The 20,429-nt window shown below is 68.5% G+C and carries 17 protein-coding genes and 2 tRNA genes; 13 read left to right on the top strand and 6 right to left on the bottom strand.

The window, feature by feature from the left end:
• Window positions 1–74: 74 nt before the first annotated feature.
• Window positions 75–3,827, bottom strand: coding sequence for a vitamin B12-dependent ribonucleotide reductase (locus AZL_RS01580; RefSeq protein WP_012972921.1), 3,753 nt, complete (start codon window positions 3,825–3,827; stop codon window positions 75–77).
• A gap of 768 nt (window positions 3,828–4,595) precedes the next feature.
• On the opposite strand from AZL_RS01580, the gene AZL_RS01575 reads away from it, so the two are divergent.
• A complete protein-coding gene (locus tag AZL_RS01575) occupies window positions 4,596–5,048 on the top strand; it encodes a PRC-barrel domain-containing protein (protein WP_148219158.1) in 453 nt (150 codons plus the stop codon).
• 122 nt (window positions 5,049–5,170) lie between these two features.
• Here AZL_RS01575 and rpsA read toward each other — a convergent pair whose 3' ends face one another.
• The 3 genes from rpsA to aroA form a co-directional block, all read right to left on the bottom strand.
• On the bottom strand, window positions 5,171–6,877 hold the full coding sequence (gene rpsA / locus AZL_RS01570) for a 30S ribosomal protein S1 (protein WP_012972919.1): 1,707 nt from the start codon (window positions 6,875–6,877) through the stop codon (window positions 5,171–5,173).
• 190 nt (window positions 6,878–7,067) lie between these two features.
• Window positions 7,068–7,766 (bottom strand): (d)CMP kinase, encoded by a 699-nt coding sequence (gene cmk, locus AZL_RS01565; RefSeq protein WP_012972918.1) that lies wholly within the window; start codon window positions 7,764–7,766, stop codon window positions 7,068–7,070.
• A 4-nt stretch (window positions 7,767–7,770) separates the two neighbouring features.
• Window positions 7,771–9,129 (bottom strand): 3-phosphoshikimate 1-carboxyvinyltransferase, encoded by a 1,359-nt coding sequence (aroA, locus tag AZL_RS01560; protein WP_012972917.1) that lies wholly within the window; start codon window positions 9,127–9,129, stop codon window positions 7,771–7,773.
• 387 nt (window positions 9,130–9,516) lie between these two features.
• On the opposite strand from aroA, the gene AZL_RS01555 reads away from it, so the two are divergent.
• The 4 genes from AZL_RS01555 (at window position 9,517) to AZL_RS01540 (ending at window position 11,855) form a co-directional block, all read left to right on the top strand.
• Window positions 9,517–9,906, top strand: coding sequence for a TIGR02300 family protein (locus AZL_RS01555; protein ID WP_012972916.1), 390 nt, complete (start codon window positions 9,517–9,519; stop codon window positions 9,904–9,906).
• Between the two features lie 150 nt (window positions 9,907–10,056).
• Window positions 10,057–10,132 (top strand) — tRNA-Ala (locus AZL_RS01550).
• Between the two features lie 208 nt (window positions 10,133–10,340).
• Window positions 10,341–11,282, top strand: coding sequence for a tetratricopeptide repeat protein (locus AZL_RS01545; protein WP_042442328.1), 942 nt, complete (start codon window positions 10,341–10,343; stop codon window positions 11,280–11,282).
• Between the two features lie 57 nt (window positions 11,283–11,339).
• Window positions 11,340–11,855, top strand: a complete 516-nt coding sequence (locus AZL_RS01540) for a glycosyltransferase family 9 protein (protein WP_148219157.1) — start codon at window positions 11,340–11,342, stop codon at window positions 11,853–11,855.
• Window positions 11,856–11,921: 66 nt separating this feature from the next.
• On the opposite strand, the gene AZL_RS01535 is transcribed toward AZL_RS01540, so the two are convergent.
• Window positions 11,922–11,996, bottom strand: a tRNA-Val gene (locus tag AZL_RS01535).
• Window positions 11,997–12,202: 206 nt separating this feature from the next.
• On the opposite strand from AZL_RS01535, the gene AZL_RS01530 reads away from it, so the two are divergent.
• The 7 genes from AZL_RS01530 (at window position 12,203) to AZL_RS01500 (ending at window position 18,968) form a co-directional block, all read left to right on the top strand.
• Window positions 12,203–13,144 (top strand): N-formylglutamate amidohydrolase, encoded by a 942-nt coding sequence (locus AZL_RS01530; RefSeq protein ID WP_012972913.1) that lies wholly within the window; start codon window positions 12,203–12,205, stop codon window positions 13,142–13,144.
• Window positions 13,145–13,593: 449 nt separating this feature from the next.
• Complete coding sequence (gene otsA / locus AZL_RS01525; RefSeq protein WP_012972912.1) at window positions 13,594–15,003, top strand: alpha,alpha-trehalose-phosphate synthase (UDP-forming); 1,410 nt, start codon at window positions 13,594–13,596, stop codon at window positions 15,001–15,003.
• A gap of 50 nt (window positions 15,004–15,053) precedes the next feature.
• Window positions 15,054–16,031 carry a glucokinase gene (locus AZL_RS01520; RefSeq protein ID WP_012972911.1) on the top strand — a complete coding sequence of 326 codons (978 nt, stop codon included), beginning with the start codon at window positions 15,054–15,056 and terminating at the stop codon, window positions 16,029–16,031.
• A gap of 105 nt (window positions 16,032–16,136) precedes the next feature.
• A complete protein-coding gene (locus tag AZL_RS01515) occupies window positions 16,137–16,532 on the top strand; it encodes a winged helix-turn-helix domain-containing protein (protein WP_012972910.1) in 396 nt (131 codons plus the stop codon).
• Between the two features lie 236 nt (window positions 16,533–16,768).
• A complete protein-coding gene (locus AZL_RS01510; protein WP_012972909.1) occupies window positions 16,769–17,386 on the top strand; it encodes a YgjV family protein in 618 nt (205 codons plus the stop codon).
• 128 nt (window positions 17,387–17,514) lie between these two features.
• The gene (locus tag AZL_RS01505) at window positions 17,515–18,093 is read left to right on the top strand and encodes a YqaA family protein (protein WP_012972908.1); all 579 of its coding nucleotides are present in this window, start codon (window positions 17,515–17,517) and stop codon (window positions 18,091–18,093) included.
• Window positions 18,094–18,128: 35 nt separating this feature from the next.
• A complete protein-coding gene (locus AZL_RS01500; protein ID WP_012972907.1) occupies window positions 18,129–18,968 on the top strand; it encodes a TrmH family RNA methyltransferase in 840 nt (279 codons plus the stop codon).
• Between the two features lie 6 nt (window positions 18,969–18,974).
• On the opposite strand, the gene AZL_RS01495 is transcribed toward AZL_RS01500, so the two are convergent.
• Window positions 18,975–19,436: an RNA polymerase sigma factor region1.1 domain-containing protein gene (locus tag AZL_RS01495; protein ID WP_042442326.1), complete on the bottom strand. Its 462-nt coding sequence runs from the start codon at window positions 19,434–19,436 to the stop codon at window positions 18,975–18,977.
• 195 nt (window positions 19,437–19,631) lie between these two features.
• Here AZL_RS01495 and msrA point away from each other — a divergent pair, with 195 nt between their 5' ends.
• Window positions 19,632–20,273, top strand: a complete 642-nt coding sequence (gene msrA, locus AZL_RS01490; protein WP_012972905.1) for a peptide-methionine (S)-S-oxide reductase MsrA — start codon at window positions 19,632–19,634, stop codon at window positions 20,271–20,273.
• Window positions 20,274–20,429 lie beyond the last annotated feature (156 nt).

The raw sequence follows: 20,429 nt of genomic DNA, 5'->3' as shown, positions 1-20,429 counted from the left end.
CTCCCGCCTCCTCCTTTCCTTGTCTTCAGGGCAGCCCGGACTTGTTACCGTCCGGCAGGCGACCGTCCGGCGGATCAGCTACAGCCGGTGGTCGAACCGCAGCTGTCGCACTTCAGGCAGGTGCCGTTGCGGACCAGGGTCATGTTGCCGCATTCGCCGCAGGGATCACCCTCGTAACCGCGGGCGCGGGCCTCGCGGATGCGGTCGAAGCGCTGGTCGCTGGTGCTGCCGCCATAGGCGGTGCCGGTGGCGGCGGTGGCGGCGACATGGCCATGGGCGGTGGCGGCGGCGACCGCCGGGCTGGCCGCCATGGCGGCCTGGGCGGAGGCCTGGGTGCCGGCCGACGCGGTGACGCCGACGGCGGCCGTGTCGGTGCCGGTGGCGGCGAAGGCCGCCGCGGCGCTGGCGCGCTGGACCTGACCGCCCGTCTGGCCACCATGCAGGACGCGCAGGTTGTTGCGGACATAGCCGGTCGACGCGATGCGGCGGACGATGTCGGACGGCTGCACCTGGGTGTCCGGCAGGTCGCCCTGCTTGTCGCCGCTGCCGACCGTCGACGGCACCAGATCCTCCGGCGTGGCGTGCGCCAGATCGGTGCGGTTCAGATAGGAGATGGCGATCTCGCGGAAGATGTAGTCGATGATCGACGTCGCCATCTTGATGGTGTCGTTGCCGGTGACCATGCCCGACGGCTCGAAGCGCGTGAAGGTGAAGGCCTCCACGAACTCCTCGAGCGGAACGCCATACTGGAGACCGATCGACACCGCGATGGCGAAGTTGTTCATCAGCGAGCGGAAGGCGGCGCCCTCCTTGTGCATGTCGATGAAGATCTCGCCCAGGCGGCCATCCTCATACTCGCCGGTGCGCAGATACACCTTGTGGCCGCCGACATTGGCCTTCTGGGTGTAGCCCTTGCGGCGGTGCGGCAGACGCTCGCGCGAGCTGCTCTTCCGCTCGACCACCCGCTCGATCACCTTCTCGACGATGCGCTCGGTGACCATCTGGGCGCGGACGGCGGCCGGCGCCTCGATCACCGCCTCGACCGCCTCGCCATCCTCCTCATCGTCGAGCAGGGCGGCCTGGAGCGGCTGGCTCAGCTTGGAGCCGTCGCGGTACAGCGCGTTGGCCTTCAGGCCCAGGCGCCAGGACATCAGATAGGCGTCCTTGCACTCGTCGACCGTCGCCGTGTTCGGCATGTTGATGGTCTTGGAGATGGCGCCGGAGATGAAGGGCTGCGCCGCCGCCATCATCGTGATGTGCGATTCCCAGGACAGGAAACGCTTGCCGATGCGGCCGCAGGGGTTGGCGCAGTCGAACACCGCCAGATGCTCGTCCTTCAGGAAGGGGGCGCCCTCCAGCGTCATGGCGCCGCAGCAGAAGGTGTTGGCCAGTTCGATCTGCGCCTTGGTGAAGCCGATATGGCTCAGCAGGTCGAAACCGGGGGCGTCCAGCGTCTCGGCCGGGATGCCCAGCGTCTGGGTGCAGAACTCGGCGCCGATGGTCCAGCGGTTGAAGACGAACTTGATGTCGAAGGCGGTGGTCAGGTTGCCTTCCAGACGCTCCAGCAGCTCGTCGGTGAAACCCTTGGCCTTCAGCGCCTCATGGTTCACGCCGGGGGCGTTCCTCAGCGTGCCGTGGCCGACCGCGTAGAGCGCGATCTGCTCGATCTGGTCCGGGGTGTAGCCGAGCGTCTTCAGCGCCTCCGGCACCAGCCGGTTGACGATCTTGAAATAGCCGCCGCCGGCCAGCTTCTTGAACTTCACCAGGGCGAAGTCGGGCTCGATGCCGGTGGTGTCGCAGTCCATCACCAGACCGATGGTGCCGGTCGGAGCGACCACGGTGGCCTGGGCGTTGCGGAAGCCATGGGCCTCGCCCAGTTCCAGCGCCTCGTCCCACACGCGGACGGCGGCCAGAGCCAGCTCCTGGTCCGGGCAGAGGTCGGCGACGAAGGGCACCGGCTCGACCGCCAGCCCCTCATAGCCGTTCATCTCGCCGTTGGCGGCGCGGCGATGGTTGCGGATGACCCGCAGCATATGGTCGCGGTTGGCCTCGAAGCCCGGGAAGGTGCCGAGCTCCTGCGCCATCTCGGCCGAGGTGGCGTAGGCGACACCGGTCATCACGGCGGAAATGCCAGCGCAATAGGCGCGGCCCTCGTCCGAGTCGTAGGACAGGCCCGACGCCATCAGCAGGCCGCCGAGATTGGCGAAGCCGAGGCCCAGCGTGCGGAACTCGTAGGAGAGCTGGGCGATCTCCTTCGACGGGAACTGCGCCATCAGCACGGAGATTTCCAGCACGATGGTCCACAGCCGGCAGGCATGCTCGAACGCCTCGACGTCGAAGGAACCGTCCTTCAGACGGAACGACATCAGGTTCAGCGATGCCAGATTGCAGGCGGTGTCGTCGAGGAACATGTATTCCGAGCACGGGTTCGAGGCGTTGATGCGCCCCGAGGCCGGGCAGGTGTGCCACTCGTTGATGGTGCTGTCGAACTGCACGCCGGGATCGGCGCAGGCCCAGGCGGCATAGCCGACCTTGTCCCACAGGTCGCGGGCGCGGACGGTCTTCACCACCTTGCCGTTGGTGCGGCCGATCAGGTTCCAGTCGGCATCGTCCAGCACCGCCTGCACGAACTCGTTGGAGATGCGCACGGAGTTGTTGGAGTTCTGGCCGGAGACCGTCAGGTAGGCTTCCGAATCCCAGTCGGTGTTGTAGGTCTTGAACTCGATCGAGGTGAAGCCCTGGCCGGCGAACTGGATCACGCGCTGGATGTAGTTCTCCGACACCTGGTCCTTGCGGGCGGCGAGGATCGCCTTCTTGAGCTCCTTGTTCTCCTTCGGGTCGAGGCCCGACTGGGCGGCGGCCATCACCGCCGTCAGGTGCTTCTGGCAGATCTTGGAGCCGGTCACCAGCGCGGCGACCTTCTGCTCCTCGTTCACCTTCCAGTCGATGTAGCCTTCGATGTCCGGATGGTCCATGTCCACCGTGACCATCTTGGCCGCACGGCGGGTCGTGCCGCCCGACTTGATGGCGCCCGCCGCGCGGTCGCCGATCTTCAGGAAGCTCATCAGGCCCGACGACTTGCCGCCGCCGGCCAGCTTCTCGCCCTCGCCGCGCAGGCGGGAGAAGTTGGAGCCGGTGCCCGAGCCATACTTGAACAGGCGGGCCTCACGCACCCACAGGTCCATGATGCCGCCCTCGTTGACGAGGTCGTCGGCGACGGACTGGATGAAGCAGGCGTGCGGCTGCGGATGCTCGTAGGCCGAGGCGGACGAGGTCAGCAGGCCGGTCTTGAAATCGACGTAGAAATGGCCCTGGCTCGGGCCGTCGATGCCATAGGCCCAATGCAGACCGGTGTTGAACCACTGCGGGCTGTTCGGGGCCGCCATCTGGGCGGCCAGCATGAAGCGCATCTCGTCGAAGAAGGCGCGGGCGTCGGCCTCGCCGTCGAAATAGCCGCCCTTCCAACCCCAATAGGTCCAGGTGCCGGCCAGACGGTCGAAGACCTGCTTGGCGGAGGTCTCACCGACGAGACGCTTCTCCTTCGGCAGGGCCGCCAGCTTCTCCTGGTCGGCTTCCTTGCGCCACAGCCAGGACGGGACGGTGTTCTCCTCAACGGCGCGGAGCGCCGCGGGGACGCCGGCCTTGCGGAAATACTTCTGGGCCAGGATGTCGCTGGCGACCTGCGAGAAGTTGTCAGGCACCTCGATGCCGGTCTGCTGGAAGACGATGGTCCCGTCCGGGTTGCGGATCTCGCTGGTCGCCTGGCGGAAGCCGAGGCTGGCGTAGGCGTCCTGACCTTCGTGCGTGAAACGACGCTCGATCCGCATGATGAGACTGTCCCCTGCTTGGAGCGCGCCACGGCGCGCTCGACTGTAAATATGGTGCGACCCGTCCCGACGGAGCGGCGGGCGGTCCCTGTCCGCCATGCGGTCCGGCAATGGACGCGGCGCCGTGCGGGCAGGGGCCCTATGCCCAACTGTCCGCCGTCGCCGCTCTCCCACCGGACCGGGGCCGCCGCTTGGCCGGCCGGGTCACGTGAGCCGCATCCTAGCCAGCGCGACCGGGGCAGGCAAGCCCCACTCTGCTAGATATTGTGGTTGACATGACCGAACCCCTCAAAACCTTGGGCTTGTGGTGTTCAACCCCTTGCCGGGGATCTCGTTCCCGCCCGCCAAGCAAATTTTCGGGGAGGCGGCATCTGGGCCGCATCGCGGCCGGAAGGCACCAACTGTGGACACGCGACTCGCCGCCGATCCTGGATATGGCCGCGGCACCCCTTGATTAGAGCGCAAAACAGGCCGGACCGCCAGAGCTTCCTTGTGGTGAAAATCAATATCTTGTTGCCTACGCACCGTTGTACCCACCACCGATTCGCTGCGTGGCGACTCGGGGCCAAATTGTCGGGCCCGCTGGCGGACTGCGGGAACCGACTCGAAAAGCCGACCTTGCCCGCAGGCGAGTCGCCATCAAACCGGTGGGAGGATCGACACGGCAAAGGGCGGTGACGGCCTCCCCGCAACCATTTCCGGCCTCCGCGGTTGAGGCGCATGGAGCCAAGAGGGATCCCGGACGAGCCTGGGGAAGGAGAGGCACCCATGCGGACGATCACCCACAAGATGTGGTTGGAATTACCCACGCTGACACTGTTGGTCGGGATGGCCGGGCCGCCGGTGTCCCTTGCCCAGACCGTCATCATCAACGGCGCGACTCCGGCTGTCGGTGCCGTGGCGGACCGCAAGACCGGCCCCAGCGTCGATCAATTGATGAACCGCGGCGTCGTCGGCGCCGACGGATCGAAGATCGGCACCGTCACCGACGTCATCCTCAATGACAAGGGGGAGGCCCAGTACATCCTCATCCATTCGGGGGGCCTGCTGGGCTTCGGCGGCAAGGACATCGCGGCCGATTTGGCCCTCGCCGATATCGGCGGGGGCGACGAGGCGATCCGGCTGCGCGAGGTGACCGCCGCCAGCGTCCGCGACATGCCGGAATTCCGCTACGACGACAGCATCACCTCGCTGACCCGCAGCCCGGAACCGCGGCGATAGCAACGAAGGCACGCAAGGAAAAAGGCCGCGCCCCAACCGGGACGCGGCCTTTCTCTTACCCTTCCGGGAGATCGCGAGCCCCCTCCCCCTCCGTTGCCGAAGGGGAAAGCGGCGTCAGGCGATCACTCGTCGTTCTGCTGCTTGCGCTTCAGAGCGGCGCCCAGGATGTCGCCCAGCGAGGCGCCCGAGTCGGACGAACCGAACTCGGCCATCGCCTGCTTCTCCTCCTCCATCTCGCGGGCCTTGATAGACAGCGAGATGCGGCGGGAAGCGCGGTCGATCTGGGTGACCTTGGCATCGACCTTCTCGCCGACGGCGAAACGGTCCGGGCGCTGTTCCGAACGGTCGCGGGACAGGTCCGACTTGCGGATGAAGCCGGTGTAGCCCTCGCCGACGGTCACTTCGATGCCGCCATCCGTCACCTGCGTCACGGTGCAGGTCACGACCTCGTTCTTCTTCAGGCCGGCGGTGGCCGACTCGAACGGATCGCTGGCCAGCTGCTTGATGCCGAGGCTGATGCGCTCCTTCTCGACGTCGACGTCGAGAACCTTGACCTTGACGCGGTCGCCCTTCTTGTACTCGGCGATCGCCTCTTCACCCGACTTGTTCCAGTCGAGATCGGACATGTGGACCATGCCGTCGATGTCGCCCGGCAGGCCGACGAACAGACCGAACTCGGTGATGTTCTTGACTTCGCCTTCCAGCTCGGTACCCGGACCGAACTTGTCGGTGAAGGTCTCCCACGGGTTGTCCAGGCACTGCTTCAGGCCGAGGCTGATGCGGCGCTTCTGCGGATCGACGTCCAGGACCATGACCTCGACTTCCTGCGAAGTCGACACGATCTTGCCCGGATGGACGTTCTTCTTGGTCCAGGACATTTCCGAGACGTGGACCAGGCCCTCGATCCCCGGCTCCAGCTCCACGAAGGCGCCGTAGTCGGTGATGTTGGTGACGCGGCCCTTGAACTTGGCGCTGACCGGATACTTGGCCTCGACGCCTTCCCACGGATCGGCTTCCAGTTGCTTCATGCCGAGGCTGATGCGCTGGGTCTCCGGGTTGAAGCGGATGACCTGGACCGTGACGGTCTGGCCGATCTGCAGGGCTTCCGACGGGTGGTTGATGCGGCGCCACGCGATGTCGGTGACGTGCAGCAGGCCGTCGACACCACCCAGATCCACGAACGCGCCGTAGTCGGTGATGTTCTTGACCACACCCTGGAGGATCTGGCCTTCCTTGAGGTTGGCCACCAGCTCCGAACGGGCCTCCGCACGGCTCTCTTCGAGCACGGCGCGGCGCGACACGACGATGTTGCCGCGCGAGCGGTCCATCTTCAGGATCTGGAAGGGCTGCGGGGTGCCCAGCAGCGGGGAGATGTCGCGGACCGGACGGATGTCGACCTGCGAACCGGGCAGGAAGGCGACGGCGCCCGACAGGTCGACCGTGAAGCCGCCCTTGACGCGGCCGAAGATGACGCCGGTGACGCGGGTCTGGTCGTTGAACGACTTCTCCAGCAGGGCCCAGGCCTCTTCGCGCTTCGCCTTCTCACGGCTCAGCATCGCCTCGCCGTTCTTGTCTTCCATCCGCTCGAGATAGACCTCGACGGTGTCGCCCGCCTTCAGCTCGGGCGGCTGGCCGGCAACGGCGAATTCCTTCAGCGCGACGCGGCCTTCCGACTTCAGACCGACGTCGATGGTGACCATGTCGTTCTCGACGGCGACGACGCGTCCCTTGACGACCGTGCCTTCGAGCGACTCGGCCGCGCCCAGCGACTCTTCAAGCAGAGACGCGAAGCTTTCCTTTTCGACCGTGCGGGCCAGTGACTGTGCCATTGAAACTCCTAAAGGTGGCGCGAAAGCGGCCCCGTTCCGGTCCCTCCCGCGGCAAAACGGGTTGGACCTCGACCGAACCGCCGCGCCGGGCACCACGCCCGGCGACTTGGTTGATGGTTTTCCGTGGAGGGAGTCGGACCCGTTCGCGCCGCCACCGGCGGCCCGTCAACGGAGGTCGAAAGCGGCGGCGTTACGCCGTGGGCTTCAGACCGGTTTTCGAACCGATGTGGGCGACCGCCATCGAGAACACCTGATCGGCATCGAGAGCGGACGTATCAAGCACAAAAGCGTCGGCAGCCGGACGGAGCGGGGCCACCGCTCTCTGGCTGTCGCGCGCATCACGAGACTTCATGTCCTCCAGGACATCGGAGGATATAGCGGGAATCCCCCGTCGCTGCAACTCCTTGAGTCGCCGTTCGGCCCGAACCTCCACCGAAGCGGTAATGAACAGCTTGGCCTGGGCGTCGGGGCAGACCACCGTTCCGATGTCCCGTCCGTCCAGCACCGCCCCCGGCGCGCCGCCCGGCGGGTGCGAGGCGAAACGCCGCTGGAAGTCGAGCAGCGCCGCCCGCACCTCCGGCACCGCCGCCACCTTGCTGGCCGCCTGCGCCGCCTCGTCGGTGCGCAGCGCCACCTCCCGCAGGATGGGATGCTCGGGGTGCAGCTCATAGGCCGCGCGCGCCGCCGCCGCAGTGTCGGCCGGATCGCCGCCGGCCCGCAGCACCGCCACGCCGACCGCCCGATACAGCACGCCGGTGTCGAGATGGGCGAAGCCGAAGGCGTCGGCGATGCGCTGCGACAGGGTGCCCTTGCCGCTGGCGGCCGGGCCGTCGATGGCGACGACGACCGCCTTGGCGGGTTCCGACTGGTTGGAAAGCGGCTGCGTCATCGCCTTACGCCTCCACGATCGCGGCGCCCAGCCCGTTCATCAGCCCGACGAAGCCGGGGAAGCTGGTGTCGATGAAGGCCCCGTCGTCGACCGACACCGGCTGCTCCGTCGCCATGCCCAGCACCAGGAAGCTCATGGCGATGCGGTGGTCCATGGCGGTGAGGACGGTGGCGCCGCCCTTCGGCGCCTTGCCGGTACCGCCGGTGCCGTGAACGGTCAGGCTGTCGTCGGCGCCGACCTCGACCGACACGCCGCAGCGGGTCAGCCCTTCCGCCACCATGGCGAGGCGGTCGCTCTCCTTCACCCGCAGTTCCTTCAGGCCGAGCATCACCGTGGTGCCTTCGGCGCAGGCGGCGGCGGCGGCCAGCACCGGATATTCGTCGATCATGCTGGGGGCCCGGTCGGCCGGCACCACCACGCCCTTGAGGGCGCCGTGCCTCACCCGCAGGTCGGCCACCGGCTCGCCCGCCTGGTCGCGGCGGTTCTCGAAGGCGATGTCGGCGCCCATCTCGACCAGCGTGTCATAGAGGCCGGTGCGGCGCGGGTTCATGCCGACATCGTTCAGCAGCAGTTCCGACCCCGGCCGCAGCAGGGCGGCGACCACCGGGAAGGCGGCGCTGCTGGGATCGGCCGGCACATGGATGGTCCGGCCGGTCAGTTCCGGCTGGCCGATCACGGTCACGGCCAGCGCGCCGTCCGCCAGCCGCTCCGTCGTCACGCTGGCGCCGAAATGGCGCAGCATCAGTTCGGTATGGTCGCGCGTCGGCTCCGCCTCGATCACCGTGGTGGCGCCGGCGGTGTTGAGGCCGGCCAGCAGGATCGCCGACTTCACCTGGGCCGAGGCCACCGGCAGCCGGTAGGTGATCGGCACCAGATCGCCGCTGCCGACCACGGTCAGCGGCAGCCGCCCGCCGGAGCGGCCGACGAAGCGGGCGCCCATCTCCTCCAGCGGCTTGGTGACGCGGGCCATCGGCCGCTTGTTCAGCGAGGCGTCGCCGGTGAAGACGCAGGTGATCGGATGGCCGGCGACCAGCCCCATCAGCAGGCGGGCGGCGGTGCCGCTGTTGCCCATGTCCAACACCTGGGCCGGCTCCCGCAAGGCGCCGAGCCCGACGCCGCGCACGCGCCAGACGCCGGGCCCCTGGCCGTTATCCTCACGCTCCGCCTCGGCGCCCAGCAGGCGCATGGCGGCGGCGGTGTGCAGGACGTCCTCCCCCTCCAGCAGGCCATGGATGACCGTCTCGCCCACGGCGATGGCGCCCAGCATCAGCGACCGGTGCGAGATCGACTTGTCGCCGGGTACGCGGATGCTGCCCCGGATCGCGCCGGTGGTGGTGGAGCGCAGCGGCCTTGCCTGCGTCATGGGACGGGTCCTTCGGATCGGAACGGAAAATACTTGTGGCCGCCGTTCCTATCACAGCCCCCGCCCCGATGCGAGAGGGGCCAAGCCGTCCGCCGCCCGGCCGCCTGCGGCATCGTCTCCGCGCAAATGAAAGGAGGCCGCCCGAAGGCGGCCCCGAGGTCAAGGAGGAAACCAAATGGAGGCATTGCACAGCGTGCAGGTCGGTTGTAGCGAATTATGGTTAACGCTGTGTAAAGGCAACCCCTGGCCGGGTGGAATACCTCTTTCCCGCGGCGGCGGCGACGCCGCGGGCGCCTGCCGACCTCATCTTTTTTTTGACAAGCGCCGCAGGGCGTGGCAAAGGGCGCCTCTTGAGAACCCCTGATTTTTTGTGACGGAGGACGTGGCGTGGCCAAACCCGAATGGGGCGTCAAGCGCATCTGCCCGAGCTGTGGCGCTCGTTACTACGACATGCGCAAGGACCCGCCGGTCTGCCCGAGCTGTGGCGCGCAGTTCGATCCCGAGGCTCTGCTGAAGTCCCGCAAGGCCCGTCCGGCTCCGGCCGACGACACCAAGAAGGTGGCGGTCGTGGCCGAGGACGAGGAGGAGGTCGAGGCCGAGGCCGAGACTCCGGAACTGGAGGATGTCGAGGACGACATGTCGGTCGACGACATCGAGGAAGCCGGCGACACCGCCGAGGACGAGGACGACGTCCTGATCGAGGACACGTCCGAGCTGGGCGAGGACGACATGGACGAGGTCGTCGATGTCGAGGGCGAGGACGAGGAGGAGCGCTGAGCGGCGCCCTTCCCGGTGGCGGCGGCAGGTCCGGCGGGGTGGTGCGAAAAAAGCGCGGAAGGGTCGAATTTTCCGCTTGCATCACTCCGCTGCCTGACTATTATCCCGCTCCACCAAGGCCGGACGGAAACGACCGGCCCCCAGGAATAAGGGGCCATAGCTCAGCTGGGAGAGCGCTACAATGGCATTGTAGAGGTCAGGAGTTCGATCCTCCTTGGCTCCACCAAATCGATCAAGGGCTCGGCGAACGCATCGCCGGGCCCTTGATGTTTTCAAGCATGCCTCCAGCCCGATCACCGGCCGAGGGAGCGCCCTGACCCCTCCTCGCACGGGGACGGAAACGCGTGGCCACGCCCACGCCGAGGGGATTGCCATGGCGGCGTGACTCCCCGCAAAGTGCCCGCCGATATCCGAGCACGATCACAAAGACAGCCATGAGCACCCCACAGGCCAGCCAGGCGCAGAGTTTGGTCGAACGGGCGATGCGCGCCATGTCGCGTCATGCCGCCGGCGACCTGCCCGGCGCCGAGGAGGATTACCGGGCGGTCGTCGAACAGGTTCAGCACATCGGTCTCTATGCCGGGTTCGGGGCGCTGCTGCTCCAGACCCGGCGGCTGGAGGAGGCGGCCCGCTGGCTGCGGCGCACGCTCGCGCTCGCTCCCTCCAGGGACGCCGCCATCGAGAATCTCGGGGCTCTCCTGCATGAGCGCGGGCAGAGCGGAGCGGCGGAGACATGGTTGCGGCGGCGGTTGGCGCTCTCCCGGGACGCTCCCGGCGCGATGGCCAATCTGGGCATCGTCCTGACCGCAACCGGCCGGGTGGCGGAGGCCATCGATTGGCTCGGCATGGCCTGCCGCCAACAGCCGGACAATCCCGGCCATCGCTACAATCTCGCCGTGGCGCTGGACAAGGCCGACGACCGGATACGAGCGCTGGCTCTGTACCGGCATCTCGCGGATGTCGAGCCGCACTCCGCGTCGGTCCGTTTCGAGCGGGGCAATCAGCGCCTGCTGGCGGGCGACTGGGCGCGCGGGTGGGAGGATTGCGAGAGCCGCGCCTTGATTCCGAGCCTGTCCCCACCGGTCAAATGGGCCACCCGGATCAAGCGCTGGGATGGCACGCCGATGCCGGACGGGGTGCTGGCCCTGTGTGGCGAGCAAGGGATCGACGATGTCCTGATGTTCTGCCGTTTCCTGCCCCTGGCCGCGGCGCGGGTCAAGCGGATCATCCTCCAGGTCCATGCTCCCCTGGTTCCGCTGCTGCAAGGACAGATCGCCAACATAACGGTGCAGCCCTTCGGGGATATCGCGCACGCCGACGCCGCGCTGCCGCTGATGTCACTGGCAAAGCTGTTGAGCGTGACACCGGGGACCTAGCTCCGCCATCCCTATCTTCGCGCGGCGCCGGACCGGGTCCGGCGGTGGCGCGCCGAATTGCCCGCCGGGGCGGAACGGTCGTTCGGTCTCGTCTGGGCGGGGAATTCCGACTATCTGTATGATCGCCTGCGGTCGCCGCGCCTGGAACCGGTTCGCCGGCTGCTCGACCCCCCGGGATGGCGACCGGTGATTTTGCAGGCCGGGGACGGGCGGCGGGATCTCGACGGGATATCCCTGCCGTCCCATGTCAGTGACCTCGGCGAAGGGCTGGCCGATTTCGCGGATACCGCGGCGATCATCGCGTCACTGGATCTGGTGATCACCTCCGACACCGCCGTCGCCCATCTGGCCGGCGCGATGGGCCAGGAGACCTGGGTGATGGGGTGGTTGCAGGCGGATTGGCGATGGATGCCAGCCCCGGACGGCGGGCCGCTCTGGTACCCGACCGCCCGGATGTTCCGGCAACACGCGCCCCATCAGTGGGTGGATGTCGTGGATCAGTTGCGGCAAGCCCTGGCGGCATTGCCGGGACACATCCCGGCCCCCGCTCCGTCCACCACGATCGTCCGGTGACCCCCGATCCGAACCGCGCCAAAACGGCGAAGGCCGCGAACCCGTTCCGGTTCACGGCCTTCAGAATGGTGGGCGGTACTGGGATTGAACCAGTGACCCCTACGATGTCAACGTAGTGCTCTCCCGCTGAGCTAACCGCCCACTGTAGCGGCCGGCGGCGGAGCGCTTGGCGTCTTCCGTCCGGCGTGGGCGGGTGTATACCGATCTCCTCGCCGCCGCGCAAGCCCTTTCATGGCCCCGACGCTCTTTTTATCCGCCGGCGGCGGAGCGGCGGTCAATCCCGCGTCACAGGTCCCGTGACATAGCTCCCGTGACATGGCGGCCGGCGTCCATTACATCTTTCGACCATGGACGCCTCCTTCGACGCGCAGCGCACCGCCGGCGCCGGTCCGGATCCGGCCGCCGACGCTCCGCCGACCGACAGCCCGGCTTTCGAGATTCTGGCCCCGCGGAGCCAGAGGCTGCCGCTCGTCCTGGCGTCGCCGCACAGCGGGAACGCCTATTCCGCCGCCTTCCTCGCCTCCTCCCGCCTGGACGCCCGCGCCCTGCGCAAGTCGGAGGATTGTTTCGTCGACGAGATCTTCGCCTTCGCCCCCGGCATCGGTGTGCCGCTGATCCGCGCCCTGTTCCCGCGCGCCTATCTGGACGTCAACCGCGAGGCCTACGAGTTGGATCCGGAGATGTTCTCCGATCCGCTGCCGGCCTATGTCAACACGCGTTCACCCCGGGTGGCGGCGGGACTGGGCACCATCGCCCGCGTCGTCGCCAACGGCGAGGACATCTACAAGGGCAAGCTGCGCTTCGCCGAGGCGCTTGACCGGATCGGCCACTGCTACACCCCCTATCACACCGCGTTGCGCCAACTGGTGGACGGAACCCGCGACGGTTTCGGCCACGCGCTGCTGATCGATTGCCATTCCATGCCGTCGGGCAGCGTCACCACGGGGGGGCATGGCGGCGGACGCGGCGGCAGCCATCCCGACATCGTGCTGGGCGATTGTTTCGGCAACGCCTGCGCCCCGGCGGTGATCGACGCGGCCGAGGATTACCTGCGCGGGCTGGGCTATGCCGTCAGCCGCAACAACCCCTATGCCGGCGGCTACACCACCCGCCACTATGGCCGGCCGCGCCAGGGCATCCACACGCTTCAGATCGAAATCGCCCGCACCCTCTATATGGACGAGGCGGCGCTGACCCGCCTGCCCTATCTCGACATTCTGGCCCGCCATATGACCGAGTTGGTCGATACGCTGGGCCTGCTGCCGCCGGACGGGCTGGGTCCGCGCTGACCCGAAGACGCAATCACGCAAAAAAGGGCCGCGGGCGGACCCGCGGCCTCAGTCTAGGGAGGAAACGCCCAAGAAGTGCGTTACGCCAACGCCCGCGCCAAGGCGCGATCGCTGCCGCACTGCACAATATGGGCGCGCACCCGCCCGCCTTCAAGAAAAAAGAATTTCCTATCTATTACATTGCGTTAACCGGGCGCGACGGTATCACGAAGCGGAGAGTGGGCCAGCCGGAAATGCTGCATCGCAGCATGACCCGCCGCGGAGCGCCCGCCCAAAGGACGGGAAGCCTCCGACCTCCGGCCCCCCTGTCTTGAGCTTGACGGTCGACGCTCGGAACCAAGACCGCCGACGGTCGTTTCGTACGGGGCCCATATCGGGTGTCCGTAGAGCGATCCCGTGACCGTGGAGTGCGGAACACCCTGCCGGCGGCCAATAAGGAGAAGAAGATCGTGAGCAGGCTCGTCGTCGTATCCAACCGGGTGGCCCTGATGGAAGAGGGCAAGCAGGCGGCCGGCGGTCTCGCCGTCGCCATCCTGGCCGCCCTGAAGAAGACCGGCGGCATCTGGTTCGGCTGGAGCGGAAAGGTCGTCGATGGCGAGTCGCAGGCGGAGCCGACCCGGACCGATGCCGGCAAGCTGACCTACGCCACGCTCGATCTGGGCCGCCGCGACCATGAGGAGTATTACAACGGCTTCGCCAACCAGACCTTATGGCCGCTGTTCCATTACCGGCTGGGGCTGATCTCGGTGAACCGGCGGACGCGGGAGGGCTATTCCCGGGTCAACGCCTATTTCGCCGACAGGCTGGAGCCGCTGTTGCGCCCGGACGACATGGTGTGGGTCCATGACTATCACCTGATCCCCTTCGGCGACGAGCTGCGCCGCCGCGGCTGTTCACAGCGGATCGGCTTCTTCCTGCACACGCCCTTCCCACCGCCGGAACTGCTGACCGCCCTGCCCAACCACCGCGACCTGATCCGCGAGCTGTGCGCCTATGACCTGGTCGGCTTCCACACCGCCACCGACCTGCGCGGCTTCTGCGACTATATCCGCACCGAGACCGACGGCACGGTCGAGCAGCGCGGCGCCTACGGCACGGCGATGATCCGCGCCTTCGGCCGCACCCTGCTGGCGAAGGTCTTCCCGATCAGCATCGACACCCCGGCGCTGGAAAGCCTGGCCCGCACCGCCGGCCGCTCGCGCCAGGCCGAAAGGCTGCGCGAGAGCCTGGTCGGCCGCCGGCTGATCATCGGCGTCGACCGGCTCGATTATTCCAAGGGGCTGCCACAGCGCTTCGCCGCCTTCGAACAGCTTCTGGAAAGCTATCCCGAGCATTGCAACCGCGTCTCCTTCCTCCAGGTCGCCCCACCCTCGCGCGAGGATGTGCCGGAATATATCGCCATCCGCCGCGAGCTGTCGGAGATGGCCGGCCGCATCAACGGCCGGTTCGCCGAGTTCGACTGGCAGCCGATCCGCTACCTGAACCGCAGCTTCGGTCAACGCGTGCTCGCCGGCTTCTACCGGCTGGCCAATGTCGGGCTGGTGACACCGCTGCGCGACGGCATGAATCTGGTGGCCAAGGAATATGTCGCCTGCCAGGACGGCGACAATCCGGGCGTGCTGGTGCTGTCGCAGTTCGCCGGCGCCGCGCACGAGATGGGCGAGGCGCTGATCGTCAACCCCTTCGACATCGAAGGCGTCGGTGACGCGCTGCAACGGGCGCTGACCATGCCGCTGGGCGAGCGCAAGGAACGCCATGCCGCGCTGATGCAGACCCTGCGGCGGCAGGACATCGGCTGGTGGCGTGAAAGCTATGTGGACGCGCTGACCCGCGCGCCGTATGACTTTCCGGTCACCTGAGCATCCGCCAGGCCCACCACAATCCCCGCCACAACCGCAGACCCGGATCCATGGCCGCCGACCCCGCCCCCATTCTCGTCGCCGACATCGGCGGCACCAATGCCCGTTTCGGCCTGATCGACGGCCGGATCTTGCGCGACACCCGCGTCCTGCGCTGCGCCGACTACGCCTCGATCGAGGATGCGGCCACCGCCTATCTGTCGGCCGTCGGGCTGGCGGCGCCCGGCACTCCAGGCCGGCCGCGGCGCGGCGCCTTCGCCGTGGCCGGTCCGGTCACCGGCGACCACATCGCCATGACCAATCTGGTCTGGCAATTCTCGGTCAAGCGGGTGCGCGACGCCCTCGCGCTGGATGGTCTGGCCGTCATCAATGATTTCACCGCCGTCGCCCTGTCGGTGCCGCGTCTGGCGGAGGAGGACCGGCGCCAGATCGGCGACGGCGCGGCACAGCCGGGCGCCGTCGTCGGCGTGCTGGGACCGGGCAGCGGGCTGGGCCTGTCCGGACTGGTGCCGGGGGCGAACGGCCGCTGGACCGCGCTGTCGGGCGAGGGCGGCCATGCCACCATGGCGCCGATGAGCGACCGCGAAAGCGCCGTTCTGGACCAGCTGCGCAAGAGCTTCGAACATGTCTCGGCCGAGCGGGTGCTGTCCGGGCCGGGCCTCGTCAATCTCTATAACGCGCTGATGATCCTGGACGGGCGGGAGCCGGCCGCCCTGACCCCGGCCCAGGTGGCGGACAGCGCGATCGGCGGCGGCGATCCCCACTGCGTCGAGGCGGTGGAGATGTTCTGCGCCATGTTGGGCACCGTCGCCGGCAACCTCGCCCTGACGCTGGGCGCGCGCGGCGGCATCTACATCGCCGGCGGCATCGTGCCGAAGCTGGGGCCGCTGTTCACCCACTCCCGCTTCCGCAAGCGCTTCATGGAGAAGGGGCGCATGCACGACTTCCTGGCGCCGATCCCCACCTATGTCATCACCCACGAGCTGCCCGCCTTCCTGGGACTGGCCGAAGCCGCGGGGGCGGAGTAGAGCGGGCTGCCGCCGCCCTCATCCGCCTCCCCACTTGCCGCTTGAACCGGCGCGGCGGCGGCCACATGCTTGTCCCCATCCCTTCCGGATTGGCATCGGGACACCATGCACGCCGACCTCCGTGTCCGTTTCCTGCATCCGTCGGGCGCCATCGGCCCCGGCAAGATCGCTTTGCTGGAGGCCATCGACCGCACCGGCTCGATCTCCGCCGCCGCGCGGTCGCTGGACATGACCTTCCGCCGCGCCTGGTTCCTGGTGGAGACGATGAACACCGCCTTCCGCGAGCCGGTGATCCGCACCAGCGTCGGCGGCCGCGAGGGCGGCGGCGCCGGCCTGACCGCGTTGGGCCAGGAAGTGGTCGCCCGCTACCGCCGGACCGAGGAGGAGGCCCGCAAGGTCGCGGAGCCCCATCTGCGCTGGCTGGAGGAGACGCTGAAGGAGCAGGAGGCCGACGCGCCGGCCGGAGACGACACCGCCGCGACGGAACCGCCGGCCGGCTGACCCGGCCGAAACATTGGCGTCGCTTTTTTCTTCCATGCGCATGGTGCAGCCCTGGGCGACCGGAAGCCCCATGGTGCGGCGCGGCAAGGCGCCGTACATATGGCCCTGTTGCAGCGCGGCGCCAGCGTGACCGAACGGCAACACCCCTTCCCCACCCCGCCCCCTCCTCCGGCATCCGGACGGGCCGCAGCCGCGGCGCCGTGCCGCCTCGCCTTTCGCCCGAGCCGATCCCCGCCATGCCGTCCCTCTCCCTGCCCTTCAGCGCCGCCGACGCCTTCGGTGCGGCCGCCTTCGCCGGTTCGTGCCTTTGGCCGCTGATGAAGAAGCGCCGCGCCCTGCTGGCCGGGCAGGCCGCCACCAACCTGATGTTCATCACCCATTATGTTCTGCTGGGCGCCCACACCGCCGCCGCGCTCTGCCTGCTGGTGGTGGCGCAGGCGCTGGCGGCCCTGCCGGAAGGACGGAGCCGCTGGCAGACGGCGGTCTTCGCCGCCACGGTGCCGGGCATCGCCGCCGTCGCGCTGTTCACCTGGTCGGGCCTGCCCTCGGCGCTGTCCAGCCTGGGCATCACCTTCTCCACGCTCGCCCGCTGGCAGTCGGACGCGGTGCGGATGCGGATCCTTCTGCTGGTCGCCGGCGGCTTCTGGGTCAGCCACAACGCCCTGGTGATGTCGCCCTTCGCCATGGCGTCCGACGCCTTCTGCGCCGCCGCCAACCTGCTGCGCCTGCGCGGCGAGCTGCGCAAGGACAAGGCCCCGGCCGCACTGCCGGCGGCCAACGTCAACGCCGTGCCCGCCGTCACAGCCGCCGTCACAGCCGCAGCCAAAGCCGCAGTCACAGCCAAAGCCGCCTGATCGGGCTTACCCCCTCCGGAGGGCTCCCGCTGTCCGGAGGGGGGCGAATTGGGCACTGGCGCGCCGCCACCGGCGCGCCTAAAAGAGGCCTCAAGCACCGCAACGGCAGCGACGAAGGGCGGCCCAACATGCTGAAGCGTCTTTACGACTGGACCATGGCCAAGGCCGCGTCGAAGGATTCGACCAAATGGCTGGCCGGCGTGTCCTTCGCCGAAAGCTCCTTCTTCCCGCTGCCACCGGACCTGCTGCTGGTGCCGATGGTCATCGCCAACCGCAAGGCGGCGTGGAAGCTGGCGACGATCTGCACGCTGGCCTCGGTGGTCGGCGGCATCGCCGGCTACATGATCGGCTATTTCCTCTATGAGACCATCGGCCGCTGGGTCATCGACTTCTACCATCTGACCGACAAATTCGAACAGTTGCGCCAGACCTTCGTCGAGTACGGGGCGGAGATCCTGATCATCAAGGGCATGACGCCGATTCCCTACAAGCTGCTGACCATCACCGCCGGCGTGGCGCATCTGCCGCTGTGGGTGTTCATCGGCGCCTCGATCATCTCGCGGTCGATCCGCTTCTATCTGGTGGCGGCGCTGCTGTATTTCTTCGGCCCGCCGATCCGCGCCTTCATCGAAAAGCGGCTGACGCTCGTCACCAGCGTGTTCGCGGTGGCGCTGGTCGGCGGCTTCTTGGTGGTGAAGCTGCTGTAAGCCGCCGCCTCCTTTTCACACAAGCAGGATCCTCGATGCCTCCGCGCGGACGCCCGCCCCATCCCAGCCGCGCCCGTACCCGGACCGCCGCCGCCACCGCTCCACTGTCGGCCCCGGAACCGACCGAATCGCGCAAGCTGTTCCGCGTCGCCGGGCTGGCCGCCGTCTCGGCCCTGTTCACCCATGAGCCGGAGCGGGTGGAGCGCCTGTTCTTCGACGAGCGGCTGAAGCCGGCGGTGGGCGCCTTCTGCAAGGCGATGGCGGCGGCCCGCAAACCCTACCGCATGGTGGAGGCCGACGAGCTGGCGAAGGTCGCCGGCACGGTGCTGCATGGCGGGGTGGTGGCGCTGATGGCGCCGCGCACGCTGCCGCTGTTCGACACCGAGGCTGCACGCCGGGCGGCGGAGCCGCTGCTGATCCTCGACGGGGTCGGCAACCCCCACAATCTCGGCGCCATCCTGCGCACCGCCGCCTTCTTCGGTCTGCCCCGCGTGCTGGTCTCCGACCATCCCGGACAGGCCCTGCCGTCGGAGGCCGCCTACCGCGTGGCCGAGGGCGGGTTCGAGTGGGTGGCGCTGGAGCGCGCGCCCGCCCTGCCGGCCGTGCTGAAACGGCTGCGCGCCAGCCACCGGCTGTTCGGGACGGCGCTGGACCAGAGCCGGCCGGCGGTCGATGCCGGCGCCTTGACCGGCTGGCGCGGCAAGGCGGACACCAAGCCACCGGCGGTCGTGCTGGGCAACGAGGAGGACGGCATCCCTCCGGCCACGCTGGCGGCCTGCGAGGCGGTGCTGACCATTCCCGGCAGCGGGCATGTCCAATCGCTGAACGTCGCCGCCACCGCCGCCATCCTCATTCACGCGCTCGCCGCCGGGTAACGCCCCTTACCCCAGCGCCGCGATCAGCACCACCGCCACCGCGGCGACACAGGCGAGCGGCAGCATCTCCACCCCGTTGCGCGTCCAGGTTGGCGCGCCGCCGTGATGGCCGCCGGCATGACCGGTCGCGATGTCGTCGGCCCAGCCATGGCGCGAGGGCACCGCCCCCGGAGCCGACACCGCCGGGGCCGCCGGGCTCGCCATGTCCACCACCCCGTCGCCGCGGCGATGGTCGTCACGCTGGCGCGCCGGGGCCGGACCGGGTCGGCCGCGCATCAGGTGGGAATCGTCCAGCTCGACCTCGATCCCCGCCGCCTCGACCCGCTCGATCACCGCGGCGGTCTCCTCGGGCGTCATGCTGTCCACCGGCAGGGCGGCGCCCAGCGCCTCGGCGCTCAGACGGTTGCCGTTGCGGCGGCCGTGGTCGATCAGCCTGTCGATGAGGCGGTCTTCGGTGGCGCTGGCCATGCTGGCCCTCCTTCCTTCAAAATCCTCCGGGATACAGGCTCGAACACACGAGCGTGCGGGAAGGTCCATGACCGGGCCATGCGGCCATCCGTGCCCCGCGCCATCTTGCCGCGGCCCGGCCGCCACCCGACATAAGAGGTCGCTCGAACGGATCGTCATCGATCCGACGGATCGTCACTGATGGGAGACCCGATCATGCTGGGGCATTTTCTGCGCAAGCCGGCGACGCTGCCGACGCCGGAGGAGGCGCTGCCGGGCCGCAGCCACCCGATCCCGGTGCCCGACCAGCATCACGTCAACGGCCACCGCCTGACCGGCCCCTACCCGCCGGGGCTGGAGGTTCTCGACCTCGGGCTCGGCTGCTTCTGGGGGGCGGAGCGCAAGTTCTGGCAGGTTCCCGGCGTCTGGGTGACCGCCGTCGGCTATCAGGGCGGCCACACCCCTAATCCCACCTATGAGGAGGTCTGCTCCGGCCGCACCGGACACACCGAGGTGGTCCGCGTCGTCTACGACCCGGCGATGGTGAAGGTCGAGGATCTGCTGCGCGTCTTCTGGGAATCGCACGACCCGACCCAGGGCATGCGCCAGGGCAACGATGTCGGCACGCAATACCGCTCGGCCGTCTACACCCACGGCCCGGCCCAGACGGCGGCGGCGGCGGCGACGCTGGCCGCCTATCAGGACCGGCTGGCCCAGGTCGGCTATGGCCCGGTCACCACCGAGATCCGCGAGGCCCCGCCCTTCTATTTCGCGGAAGGCTACCACCAGCAGTATCTCGCCAAGAATCCCAACGGCTATTGCGGGCTGGGCGGCACCGGCGTGACCTGCGCCGCATGACCGGCGCGGCGGGATGAGACGCCGGTGAAAGCCGGTGCCGGGCGCCCCCGCCGGGCTTGGCCCTCGCGGTTGCGCCACACCGGCCCTTGCGGGTATGGTTCGGGCGGCTCTTGAAAGCTCCGGCGTCGTCAGACCGTGGGAGCGCCGCCCGTCCAG

It is taken from the genome of Azospirillum sp. B510, assembly GCF_000010725.1.
Classification (GTDB): Bacteria; Pseudomonadota; Alphaproteobacteria; order Azospirillales; family Azospirillaceae; genus Azospirillum; species Azospirillum lipoferum_B.
This window is presented reverse-complemented; position numbering and strand designations above follow the sequence as displayed.

Coding starts and splice junctions, on each gene's coding strand:
- AZL_RS01580 (WP_012972921.1), bottom strand. CDS start 3,827: ATGCGGATCGAGCGTCGTTTCACGCACGAAGGTCAGGACGCCTACGCC.
- AZL_RS01575 (WP_148219158.1), top strand. CDS start 4,596: ATGCGGACGATCACCCACAAGATGTGGTTGGAATTACCCACGCTGACA.
- rpsA (WP_012972919.1), bottom strand. CDS start 6,877: ATGGCACAGTCACTGGCCCGCACGGTCGAAAAGGAAAGCTTCGCGTCT.
- cmk (WP_012972918.1), bottom strand. CDS start 7,766: ATGACGCAGCCGCTTTCCAACCAGTCGGAACCCGCCAAGGCGGTCGTC.
- aroA (WP_012972917.1), bottom strand. CDS start 9,129: ATGACGCAGGCAAGGCCGCTGCGCTCCACCACCACCGGCGCGATCCGG.
- AZL_RS01545 (WP_042442328.1), top strand. CDS start 10,341: ATGAGCACCCCACAGGCCAGCCAGGCGCAGAGTTTGGTCGAACGGGCG.
- AZL_RS01530 (WP_012972913.1), top strand. CDS start 12,203: ATGGACGCCTCCTTCGACGCGCAGCGCACCGCCGGCGCCGGTCCGGAT.
- AZL_RS01520 (WP_012972911.1), top strand. CDS start 15,054: ATGGCCGCCGACCCCGCCCCCATTCTCGTCGCCGACATCGGCGGCACC.
- AZL_RS01515 (WP_012972910.1), top strand. CDS start 16,137: ATGCACGCCGACCTCCGTGTCCGTTTCCTGCATCCGTCGGGCGCCATC.
- AZL_RS01510 (WP_012972909.1), top strand. CDS start 16,769: ATGCCGTCCCTCTCCCTGCCCTTCAGCGCCGCCGACGCCTTCGGTGCG.
- AZL_RS01505 (WP_012972908.1), top strand. CDS start 17,515: ATGCTGAAGCGTCTTTACGACTGGACCATGGCCAAGGCCGCGTCGAAG.
- AZL_RS01500 (WP_012972907.1), top strand. CDS start 18,129: ATGCCTCCGCGCGGACGCCCGCCCCATCCCAGCCGCGCCCGTACCCGG.
- AZL_RS01495 (WP_042442326.1), bottom strand. CDS start 19,436: ATGGCCAGCGCCACCGAAGACCGCCTCATCGACAGGCTGATCGACCAC.
- msrA (WP_012972905.1), top strand. CDS start 19,632: ATGCTGGGGCATTTTCTGCGCAAGCCGGCGACGCTGCCGACGCCGGAG.